This window comes from Ornithinibacter sp. (assembly GCF_035443565.1).
Taxonomy (GTDB): domain Bacteria; phylum Actinomycetota; class Actinomycetes; order Actinomycetales; family Dermatophilaceae; genus Fodinibacter.
Genome location: NZ_DAORSO010000061.1, coordinates 1 through 10,248, shown reverse-complemented (window position 1 = coordinate 10,248; position 10,248 = coordinate 1). Strand labels below are relative to the sequence as shown.

Here is a 10,248-nt window from a genome sequence, read left to right as displayed (position 1 = left end):
AGCCCGTCGGCGCGCAGGGCGTCCTTGACCTGGCCGATGGTCAGCTCACCGAAGTGGAAGACGCTGGCCGCGAGCACGGCATCCGCCCCGGCCCGCACCGCGGGGGCGAAGTGCTCGACGCGACCGGCACCGCCCGAGGCGATGACCGGCACGGTCACCTCGGCGCGCACCAGGCGGATCAGCTCGAGGTCGAACCCGTCCTTGGTGCCGTCGGCGTCCATCGAGTTGAGCAGGATCTCGCCCGCCCCGAGCTCGGCGGCCCGAACACACCACTGCACGGCGTCGATGCCGGTTCGCGTGCGCCCACCGTGGGTGGTGACCTCGAAGCCGCCGCACGGCATCCCGTGCTCGTCGCGGCGTCGACGGACGTCGGCGGAGAGCACCAGCACCTGGGCACCGAACCGGTCGGCGGTCTCGGCGATGAGCTCGGGCCGGGCGATGGCGGCGGTGTTGACGCCGACCTTGTCGGCACCCGCCCGCAGCAGCCGGTCGACATCGTCGACGGTGCGCACTCCCCCGCCGACGGTCAGCGGGATGAAGACCTCCTCGGCAGTGCGGGCGACGACGTCGAACATCGTCGCGCGGTCGCCGCTGCTCGCGGTGACGTCGAGGAAGGTCAGCTCGTCGGCGCCCTGCTCGCCGTAGCGCCGCGCGAGGGCGACGGGGTCACCGGCATCGCGCAGGTTCTCGAAGTTGACGCCCTTGACGACCCGACCGTCGTCGACGTCGAGGCAGGGGATGACGCGCACGGCCACGGACATGCGCCCCATGGTGCCAGCACTAGAGTCGCCGCCATGAGCCAGCCGCCCGCCGAGCACGCCGACGTGGCTGACCCTGCCCATGTCGCCGCGGTGCTGGCGGTGGCCGCAGATGCCGCACCCGTGGCCGGACCGACCGTCGTGGTCGCCATCGACGGGCGCAGCGGATCGGGCAAGACGATGCTCGGCACTGCCGTCGCCGACGCCCTCGGGTGCCCGATCGTGCACCTGGACGACATCTTTCCCGGCTGGGACGGGCTCTCGGCCGGCGTCCACCTCGTGACCGAACAGGTCCTCGAACCCCTCGCCCGCGGGGGGAGCGCCGCGTACCGGCGGTGGGACTGGATGCGGTCCCGCCCCGGTCGCACCATCGACGTCGCCGCGAGCGCGCACCTCGTGCTCGAGGGGTGCGGCGCCCTCGTCCCGCCCGCGCTCCAGCACGCGGCCGTGCGGGTCTGGGTCGAGGCACCGGATGCCGTGCGGCGCCGCCGCGCCCTCAGCCGCGACGGAGACGTCTACGCCCCGCACTGGCAGCGCTGGGCCGTCCAGGAGGATGCCGTGTACGAGTCCGTCCGCCCCTGGCAGCAGGCCCACCTCGTCCTCTCGACCGGCCTACGATGACGTTCCCGGACCCCCGGCCAGCACTGGCCCGAGGCATCGACCGGCTGTCCGACCGTTGGGTGCTGCTGCTCCAGATCGGCGTCTCCGTGTTCGCCGCCTGGCTCGTGGCCTGCGAGGTGCTCGGACACGTCAACCCGTTCTTCGCGCCGGTGACCGCGATCCTGTGTCTCGGCCTCACCTACGGCCAGCGGCTGCGACGCATCGTCGAGGTGACGGTCGGGGTCGCCATCGGGATCCTCGTCGGAGACCTCATCGTCGTCTGGCTCGGCTCCGGCGCCGTGCAGATGGCCCTCGTCGTGGTGCTCGCCATGGGGATTGCGGTCGTCGTGTCGTCCGGCCAGCTGCTCGTCATCCAGGCCGGGGTGCAGTCGGTGTTCATCGTCGCGTTCGTGGCCGACCAGAGTGCGTCGTTCTCGAGGTGGCTGGATGCCGTGGTGGGCGGCGTGGTCGCCCTGCTCGTCGGGGCCATCGCGCCCACGTCACCGGTGCGCCGCCCCCGCGTGCTCGCGGCCCGGACGGCGCGAGAGATCGCGACCACCCTGCGCGAGGTGGTCGACGCCCTGCACCGTCGTGACCGGGCGCTCGCCACCGCCGCCCTTGACGGTGCGCGCGCCCTGGAGGACCAGCTGGCAGAGCTGCGGGTCGCTGCCTCCGAAGGCGCCGCCGTGGTGCGCCAGTCACCGCTGCTGCGCGGGCACGCCCCAGCCGCCAGGGCAGGATCGGCGCTCGTCGTGCCGCTCGACCGGTGCGTGCGCAACCTGCGCGTGCTCGCACGCAGGGCGGTCGTTGCGCTCGTCCGGGGCGAAGCGGTGCCCGAGCAGTACATCGCCCTCGTGGCGGCGCTGGCCGATGCCGCGGGCGACCTGGCCCGGGTCCTCGACGAGCACGCGACGCCCTCCGCCGCGCGGGCGGTGCTCGACCGTGTCGCCGAGCTCTCCGCGCACGTCGACCCTGACGCGGGTCTGTCCGCGGAGATGCTGCGCGGACAGGTGCGGTCGATGGTGGTCGACCTGCTGGTCATCGCAGGGATGGACGAGGACGACGCCTTGCTCTCGCTGCCCGAGTCATCGGCGTGACCGAGCGACCGCGGTGGGCACTCGTGGCTGCGATCGTGCTGGTCGCGGCCAACATGCGCACCCTCATGGCGAGCCTGCCTCCGCTCGCCGAGGCGGTGCGGGCGGACCTGGGCCTGTCGAGCGCGTGGATGGGCGTGCTCACGACGCTGCCGGTGCTCTGCATGGGGCTGCTCGCACCCGGCGCGAACCAGGTCGCTCGACGGCTGGGCTCCGAGGTCGCCACCGGAGCCGGGGTCGGGCTCGTGCTCGCCGGGCTCGTGCTGCGCGGATCGGGTGGCGGCGCGGTGTGGTCGCTGTACGCCGGGACGTTCGTCGCCGGCGCGGGCATCGCGCTCGCCGGCACGCTGCTGCCGGGCATCGTCAAGGCCGTCTTCCCCGCACGGCGGTCCGGGCTCGGCACAGGCCTCACGATGGCCGCGATGATGGGCCTGGCCGCGGTCGCCTCGGCCACGTCGGTACCGCTCGCCGACGTCCTGGGCGACTGGTCACGTTCGCTGCTCGTGTGGACGCCGCTCGCCGCGCTCGCGCTCGTGGTGTGGGTGCCGGTCGCGCGGGCGGCGCACCGGCATCCGGAGCGGGAGGAGGTGCCCGAGGACGTCACCCATGCGCTGCCGTGGGCGAGCGCGACGGCTTGGCTCGTCGCGGCCTACCTCACGGCGCAGTCCTGGCAGTTCTACTCCGCGCTCGCGTGGCTGGCCCCCACGTACGAGGCGCACGGCTGGACCGCGCGCGAGGCTGGCCTGCTCATGGCCGCCTTCACCGGCGCCCAGCTGCTGTCCGGGTTGGCTGCCCCGACCCTGCTGGACCACGTCCCCGACCCGCGCCTGCTGCTCGTGCTCGCGGGCCTGCTCGGCGGCGCCGGGGAGCTCGGGGTGTGGCTGGCCCCGGACACCGCCCCGTGGCTGTGGGCTGGCCTGCTCGGAGCCGGCCAGGGGGCGGCGTTCGCGCTCGGGTTGGCGCTGCTCGTGCGATACGCGGCGACACCGCGCGACAGCGCCCGCCTCACGGCCATGGCCTTCCTCGTCAGCTACACCGCGGCGGCGTTCGGCCCGGCGGCGATGGGTGTGGTCGAGGACGTCACCGGCAGCTTCTCGCTGGTCTGGGCGCTGCTCGCGCTCGTGATGGTGCCGCAGCTCATCCTGTCGCTGCGCCTGCGGCCGGACCTCGCACGGGTGGGCGCCCAGATCGACTGAGCGGGATCAGCGGGTGGTCCGGCGCTCGGCCACGAGCTCGGCGAGTCGGCGGGCCTCGACCTTGGCGTCGTCGCCGTCAGCCCGCTGGATCGCCATGACGGCGAGCTCGTCCGTGTCCGTGAGCTCCAGGCTCACCCAGGGCGCGCCATCGGGGAAGCGCACCTCGACGATCTCCTCCCACGACACCGTGCGGGTGATCAGCAGGTTGCGAACGGTCAGGCCGACGTCGTCGCCCACGGCCCGGATGCTCGCGTACCGACCGAGGAAGGCCGCCAGCCCGGCGCCGAGACCGAACAACGCCAGCTGGTCACCACCCGACCACCCGGCGCCTCCCATGCCCAGGGCCACACCGGCCGTGACGACGAGGGCGATCGTCGCCATGACCAGGGGCACGACCCGCCCGCGGCGCGGTCGGAACACCACCGGGCCGGACGAACCTCCGGTGTCGGTCACAGCCGGCAGGCGGTGATGTCGGTGACGAGGATGGCCCGGGCGCCGAGGTCGTAGAGCTCGTCCATGACCGCGTTCGTCCCCGACCGCGGCACCATGGCACGCACGGCGCACCAGTCGCGGTTCTGCAGGTTCGACACCGTCGGCGACTCCAGCCCCGGAGTGATGGCACAGGCGGCATCCACGAGGGCGGCGGGCACGTCGTAGTCGAGCATCACGTAGTGGCGCGCGGTGATCACCCCGAGCAGTCGGCGGCGCAACACCTCGACCTGGGCCGCCTCCTCGCTGCCCTCGCGGCGCACGAGCACCGCCTCGCTCTTGAGGATCGGGTCGCCGAAGACCTCGAGGCCCTGCGATCGCAGGGTGGCCCCGGTCTCGACGACGTCGGCGATGACGTCGGCGACGCCCAGGGTGATGGCCGTCTCGACCGCACCGTCGAGGCGCACGACCTCAGCCTGGATGCCGTGGTCGGCCAGGTGCTTCTCGACGAGCCCCTGGTAGCTGGTCGCCACCCGGTGGCCACCGATGTCGGCGAGCGCGGACGCCGTGCCCGGGCGGGCGGCATACCGGAAGGTGGACGCGCCGAAGCCCAGTGCGAGCACCTCGACGGCGGCCGACCCGGAGTCCAGCAGCAGGTCACGGCCGGTGATGCCGCAGTCGACGGTGCCGGAGCCGACGTAGACGGCGATGTCACGCGGGCGCAGGTAGAACAGCTCGACGCCGTTCGCGGCGTCGGTGACGATGAGCTCCTTGGGGTCGCGACGGGTGCGGTACCCCGCCTCGCGGAGCATGGCGGCCGACGGCTCGGACAGCGAACCCTTGTTGGGGACGGCGATGCGCAGCATGGGTGGTGAGGCTTTCGTCAGGGGTGGATGCCGTGGTGGCGTTCAGGGGTGGATGCCGGAGCGGCCCTCAGAGATGGGCGTACACGTCGTCCGGGGTGAGGTCACACGCGAGCATGAGCACCTGGAGGTGGTAGAGCAGCTGGCTGATCTCCTCGGCGGTGCGCTCGCGGCCCTCGTACTCGGCCGCCATCCACACCTCGGCGGCCTCCTCGACGATCTTCTTGCCGATGCCATGGACCCCGGAGTCGAGCTCGGTGACGGTGCCCGAACCGGGCGGGCGGGTGCGGGCCTTGTCGGCCAGCTCGGCAAACAGCTCGTCGAACGTCTTCACGAGGGACAAGCCTACGTGGGCGCGGCGACCCTCGACGGCGCCGTCCGTCCGGTCAGGCGACGGGGTCGAGCTCGCGGGTCTCCAGCGCGTCCGGTGCCTCGGCCCGCGAAGCCCGCAACCACACGAAGAAGCCGTAGAGCACGAGCAACCCGTACACGCCGTAGAGCACGGCGGTGGCGTAGTACTCGCTGTGCCAGAGCAGCGGCACGCCGACGAGGTCGACGGCGATCCACATCAGCCAGAACTCGTTCCACCCGCGGGCCATCGCGTACGTCGCGAGCATCGAGCCCACGAGGATCCACGCGTCGCACCAGAAGTACCAGCGCGGAGCGGGCCACGCCGCGCCGATGCCGGCCAGGGCCCACTGAGCGACCAGGACCCCACCGATCCACACGAGCACGTAGCCGAGCCGCTCGCGCGCGGTCGCCCACCGCGGGGTGATGGCCGGGGTGTCGGCGGACGCGCCGGCCGCCAGGCGGGCGTTGCGGTGCTCCTGCCAGCGCCACCAGCCGTAGAGGCTGGTCATGATGAAGAAGACCTGCCGGCCGGCCTGACCGAACAGCGGGGTGCGCGAGTCGGCGTCGAAGGTCGCCGAGACGAAGATGGTGAACAGCAGCAGGTTCCCGACGATCCCGATGGGCCAGGCCCAGACCTTGCGCCGCATGCCGAGGATGGCCGAGGCGAACCCGAAGAGGTTGCCGACGACCTCGATCCACGGCAGCGGGTACCCCGCCACCGTGATCGACTCGTGCTGGAGCCACGCGAGCAGCTCGCGCAGCACGGTCACCGACCCGCCGCCGCGGCATCCAGGTCGCGCAGGGTCACGGCCGTGGCGACGGCTGCGGTCGCGGCCTCGTGGCCCTTGTCCTCGACGCTGCCGGGCAGGCCGGCCCGTGCCACGGCCTGCTCGTCCGTGTCGCAGGTCAGCACGCCGAACCCGACGGGCACCCCGGTGGTCACCGACACCTGGGTCAGGCCGACGGTGACCCCCTGGCACACGTACTCGAAGTGCGGGGTGCCGCCACGGATGACGACGCCGAGGGCGACGAGGGCGTCGTACCGGGGCGCGAGCCGGGCACAGGCGACGCTCAGCTCGACGGTGCCGGGCACGCGCACCACGAGAGGTGAGCGCACCCCGGCATCCGCCAGCCCACGCAACGCGCCGTCGACGAGGCCGTCCATGACCTGCTCGTGCCACGACGCGGCGACCACGGCGACGCGCAGGCCGCTCCCGTCGACGGTCACGACCGGTGCTCCGTGTCCACTCATGCCGGTGCTGCTCCTTCACTGCTGTCGATGACGAGGTCGTGCCCCATCCGGTCGCGCTTGGTGCGCAGGTAGGCGGCGTTCTCGGCCACGGGTGCGATCCGCAGTCGCTCGACGGCGACGACCCGGATGCCGTGCTCGCGCATGGCATCGACCTTGGCGGGGTTGTTGGTGAGCAGCCGCAGCTCGTGCACCCCGAGGTCGAGGAGCACGGCCGCGCCAGCGGCGTACTCCCGTGCGTCGATCGGCAGGCCGAGCTCGATCTGCGCGTCGACGGTGTCCAGACCGCGGTCCTGGAGCTCGTAGGCGCGCAGCTTCGCACCGAGACCCACCCCGCGGCCCTCGTGTCCGCGCACGTAGACGACGACGCCGCCCTCGGCCGCGACGCGCTCGAGGGAACGCTCGAGCTGGGGGCCGCAGTCGCAGCGCTGCGAACCCATCACGTCACCTGTCAGGCACTCGGAGTGCACCCGCACGAGCGGGGCCCGCTCCGGGATGCCCAGGGGGCTGACCAGGGCGAGGTGCTCGACGCCGGTGAGCACGTCGCGGTAGGCGACGGTGCGGAACGTGCCGTGGCGCGTCGGCAGCACGGTGTCGGCGACCCGCGTCACCCGGTCGTGGCGCTGGCGCCACGCCACGAGGTCGGCGATGGTGACCACCGGCAGGTCGTGGGCGGCACCGAGGGAGAGCACGCCCGGCGTGCGCAGCATGGTGCCGTCGTCGGCGACGAGCTCACCGATGGCTCCGACCGGTTCGAGCCCGGCGAGCCGGCACAGGTCGACGGCTGCCTCGGTGTGCCCGGCGCGGGCCAGCACTCCCCCGGCACGGGCCCGCAACGGCACGACGTGCCCCGGTCGGATGAGGTCGTCGGCGCTCGCCGTCGGGTCGGACAGGGTGCGGATGGTGTGGGCCCGGTCGGCGGCCGAGATGCCGGTGGAGACACCGGATGCCGCGTCGACGGTCACCGTGTACGCGGTGCGTCGGGGGTCGCGGTTGTCACGGACCATCAGGGGCAGGTCGAGCCGGTCGGCGACCTCCTCGGTCACGGGGGCGCAGATGTAGCCGGAGGTGTTGCGGATGGTCCAGGCCATCCACTGGTCGGTCAACGTCTGACCGGCGAGCACGACGTCGCCCTCGTTCTCACGGTCCTCGTCGTCCAGGACGAGCACCGGGCGCCCGAGGCGCAGCGCGTCGAGCGCAGCCTCGATGGTCGACAGGGTCATGACTCCTCCGCGGGGGTCGGTGTTGGCTGGGCTGCGGGGCTGGCGAACCGGGTGGCGAGCAGGCGCTCGACGTACTTGGCGAGCACGTCGACCTCGAGGTTGACGGGGTCACCGACGTCCTTGGTGCCGAGCGTGGTCAGCGCGAGCGTGGTCGGGATGAGGGAGACGCTGAACGTCGTCCCGGTGAGCCCGGCCACGGTCAGGCTCACCCCGTCGACGGTGATCGACCCCTGCGCGACGACGTAGCCGGCGAGGTCGGCGGGCAACGAGACCTCGACGACCTCCCACCGCTCGCCGGGCGTCCGGCGCACGATGGTGCCGACCCCGTCGACGTGGCCCTGCACGACGTGGCCGCCGAACCGACCGTCGGCTGCCATCGCGCGCTCGAGGTTCACCCGGTCGCCCGGTCGCAGCGCGCCCAGGCTGGTCAGCGCGAGCGTCTGTGCCATGACGTCGACCGTGAACTCCCCGTCCCCGTGGGTGAGGACTGTGAGGCACACCCCGTTGACGCTGATCGACGCGCCGTGGGTGGCGTCGGCGGTCACGAGCGGGCCCGCGACGGTGAGGCGCGCGGAGTCGGTGCGGCCGTCTGCCTCGAGGGTGTCGAGGGCGAGCACGGTGCCGAGCTCCTCGACGATTCCGGTGAACACGGCGATCAGCTCCTTGCCCGGGGGTGGACCGGGGGTGCGGTGGCGGGGCGGGCGGTGATCCGCACGTCGGGGGGCAGGACGGTGACGTCGACGAGGTCCAGGCGCACGGCATCCGCGATGGTGCGCACACCGAGGTCGCTGCTGACCGTGGGACCGGAGCCGAGCAGCGCCGGCGCGACGTAGGCCACGACCTCGTCGACGAGGCCGGCGGCGAGGAAGGCCGCGGTCAGCGTCGGGCCACCTTCGAGGAGGACGCGGTGGATGCCGCGTGCGTGCAGTGCCGCGAGCACCTCGGCGGGGTCGTGGGTCGCCAGCAGCAGGGTCTCGGCCGCACCGTCGAGCACGCGCGCCGTCGCCGGGAGGGTGCGGTGGCCGACCACGACGCGCAGCGGTTGGGACCCGGCATCCGTGCCGTCGGCCGTGCGCACGGTGAGCTGGGGGTCGTCGGTCAGGGCGGTGCCGGTGCCGACGACGACGGCGCCGCACCGCGAGCGCAGGTCGTGCACGTCGGCGCGGGCTGCCTCGCCGGTGATCCAGCGACTCGTGCCGTCGGCGGCGGCCGTGCGACCGTCGAGGGTCGAGGCGCTCTTGGCGATGACGAACGGACGGCCGGTGCGGCGGGCGTGCAGCCACGACTCGTTGAGTTCCTCGGCGGCCTCGCGCAGGACCCCGGTCTCGACGGCGACCCCGGCGGCGGCCAGCGTCGCGGCCCCACCCGCGGCGACCGCGTCGGGGTCCCCGACGGCGAAGACGACCCGGGCGATGCCCGCCTCGAGCAGGGCGCCGGTGCACGGGCCGGTGCGTCCGGTGTGGTTGCACGGTTCGAGGGTGACGTGGGCGGTGCCGCCGCGGGCCGCCTCCCCTGCCTGGGCGAGCGCGTCGACCTCGGCGTGCGCGGTGCCGGCCCCGCGGTGGTGCCCCACACCGACCACCCGACCCGCGGCATCCGTGACGACGCAGCCCACCCGCGGGTTGGGGTCGGCCTGCGGGCCGAGGCGGGCAGCATCGATCGCCCGCTGCATCAGCGCGGTGCTCTCGTCCATGTCCTGCCCTCGTGCCTGGAAACCGGGTGTTCGGTCAGGCTCCGGGAGGATGGTTGTCCAAGGTTGGCACCCGAGGGCAACCGACCACGACGACCGCCGGCGAGACCCGCGGGCCTCGCCAGCACGTGCTGCCTACCATCCGGACTTTCACCGTCGGTCCCGGAGTTTCACCGGGTCAACCGGCCGCTGGCTGCGGTCGGGTCGCGGACTGTCACCGCCGGTTCGGAATTACACCGACCCCGGAGCACGTGTCACGCCCAGTATGCCGCACCCCGGCGCGGGGTTACCGTGGCCTCGCCGTGTGTGCTCTCTCACCCGGATGCCGCTGGGCACAAGGGGCCCCACGGGCCGCGACGACGAGGAGGATCAGGCCATGGCGACCAACCAGACACCCCGGGTGACGGTCAACGGTGTGGTCCACGACCTCGCCGGCACCGACCCGTGGACCCCCGCCCTGGACTGGCTGCGCTCGATCGGGCTGATCGGAGCCAAGGAGGGGTGCGCCGAGGGTGAGTGCGGGGCCTGCTCGGTGATGCTGGCCCGGCGCGACGGCGATGACCGCACCCGGTGGGCCGCGGTCAACGCCTGCCTGCTCCCGGCCAGCGCCCTGGCGGGTCAGGAGGTCGTGACCTCCGAAGGGCTCGGGTCGCCCGAGGCGCTGCACCCCGTCCAGCACGAGATGGCCGTGCGCGGTGGGTCGCAGTGCGGCTACTGCACGCCCGGCTTCGTGTGCTCGATGGCCGCCGAGTTCTACCGTCCGGACCGGGCGCCGTCACCGAAGGACCACGGGGG

At 73.3% G+C, this 10,248-nt stretch carries 13 protein-coding genes and 1 riboswitch; of the genes, 4 read left to right on the top strand and 9 right to left on the bottom strand.

Annotated elements, in window-relative coordinates; all coding sequences use genetic code 11:
* Window positions 1-761: imidazole glycerol phosphate synthase subunit HisF (gene hisF / locus PLL68_RS08310; protein WP_324533305.1), on the bottom strand; the 761-nt coding region annotated here is incomplete at its 3' end.
* A gap of 33 nt (window positions 762-794) precedes the next feature.
* Here hisF and PLL68_RS08305 point away from each other — a divergent pair.
* Genes PLL68_RS08305 through PLL68_RS08295 form a run of 3 tightly spaced genes read left to right on the top strand, consistent with a single transcriptional unit; the run spans window position 795 to window position 3,648 of the window.
* Entirely contained in the window at window positions 795-1,379 is a 585-nt protein-coding gene (locus PLL68_RS08305) for a nucleoside/nucleotide kinase family protein (protein WP_324533304.1), read from the top strand.
* Window positions 1,376-2,455, top strand: coding sequence for an FUSC family protein (locus tag PLL68_RS08300; protein WP_324533303.1), 1,080 nt, complete (start codon window positions 1,376-1,378; stop codon window positions 2,453-2,455). The genes PLL68_RS08305 and PLL68_RS08300 overlap by 4 nt, the downstream gene beginning before the upstream one ends.
* Complete coding sequence (locus tag PLL68_RS08295; RefSeq protein ID WP_324533302.1) at window positions 2,452-3,648, top strand: MFS transporter; 1,197 nt, start codon at window positions 2,452-2,454, stop codon at window positions 3,646-3,648. Before PLL68_RS08300 ends, PLL68_RS08295 begins: the two co-directional genes overlap by 4 nt.
* Before the next feature lie 6 nt (window positions 3,649-3,654).
* Here the strand turns inward: PLL68_RS08295 and PLL68_RS08290 are convergent, their stop codons facing one another.
* The 8 genes from PLL68_RS08290 to ribD form a co-directional block, all read right to left on the bottom strand.
* A complete protein-coding gene (locus PLL68_RS08290; protein ID WP_324533301.1) occupies window positions 3,655-4,101 on the bottom strand; it encodes a PH domain-containing protein in 447 nt (148 codons plus the stop codon).
* Window positions 4,098-4,943 carry an ATP phosphoribosyltransferase gene (hisG, locus tag PLL68_RS08285; protein WP_324533300.1) on the bottom strand — a complete coding sequence of 282 codons (846 nt, stop codon included), beginning with the start codon at window positions 4,941-4,943 and terminating at the stop codon, window positions 4,098-4,100. Before hisG ends, PLL68_RS08290 begins: the two co-directional genes overlap by 4 nt.
* A 67-nt stretch (window positions 4,944-5,010) precedes the next feature.
* The gene (locus tag PLL68_RS08280; RefSeq protein WP_324533299.1) at window positions 5,011-5,274 is read right to left on the bottom strand and encodes a phosphoribosyl-ATP diphosphatase; all 264 of its coding nucleotides are present in this window, start codon (window positions 5,272-5,274) and stop codon (window positions 5,011-5,013) included.
* Between the two features lie 52 nt (window positions 5,275-5,326).
* Window positions 5,327-6,052, bottom strand: a complete 726-nt coding sequence (gene pnuC, locus PLL68_RS08275; protein ID WP_324533311.1) for a nicotinamide riboside transporter PnuC — start codon at window positions 6,050-6,052, stop codon at window positions 5,327-5,329.
* Window positions 6,053-6,057: 5 nt separating this feature from the next.
* Window positions 6,058-6,543: a 6,7-dimethyl-8-ribityllumazine synthase gene (gene ribH, locus PLL68_RS08270; protein WP_324533298.1), complete on the bottom strand. Its 486-nt coding sequence runs from the start codon at window positions 6,541-6,543 to the stop codon at window positions 6,058-6,060.
* Window positions 6,540-7,763, bottom strand: a complete 1,224-nt coding sequence (locus PLL68_RS08265) for a bifunctional 3,4-dihydroxy-2-butanone-4-phosphate synthase/GTP cyclohydrolase II (RefSeq protein WP_324533297.1) — start codon at window positions 7,761-7,763, stop codon at window positions 6,540-6,542. The genes ribH and PLL68_RS08265 overlap by 4 nt, the downstream gene beginning before the upstream one ends.
* Window positions 7,760-8,413, bottom strand: coding sequence for a riboflavin synthase (locus PLL68_RS08260; RefSeq protein WP_324533296.1), 654 nt, complete (start codon window positions 8,411-8,413; stop codon window positions 7,760-7,762). The genes PLL68_RS08265 and PLL68_RS08260 overlap by 4 nt, the downstream gene beginning before the upstream one ends.
* A 5-nt stretch (window positions 8,414-8,418) precedes the next feature.
* Window positions 8,419-9,456: a bifunctional diaminohydroxyphosphoribosylaminopyrimidine deaminase/5-amino-6-(5-phosphoribosylamino)uracil reductase RibD gene (gene ribD / locus PLL68_RS08255; RefSeq protein ID WP_324533295.1), complete on the bottom strand. Its 1,038-nt coding sequence runs from the start codon at window positions 9,454-9,456 to the stop codon at window positions 8,419-8,421.
* Between the two features lie 121 nt (window positions 9,457-9,577).
* A riboswitch (FMN riboswitch) is annotated at window positions 9,578-9,708 on the bottom strand.
* A gap of 121 nt (window positions 9,709-9,829) precedes the next feature.
* On the opposite strand from ribD, the gene PLL68_RS08250 reads away from it, so the two are divergent.
* Window positions 9,830-10,248 (top strand): 2Fe-2S iron-sulfur cluster-binding protein (locus PLL68_RS08250; protein ID WP_324533294.1); only part of this gene is annotated, 419 nt, incomplete at its 3' end.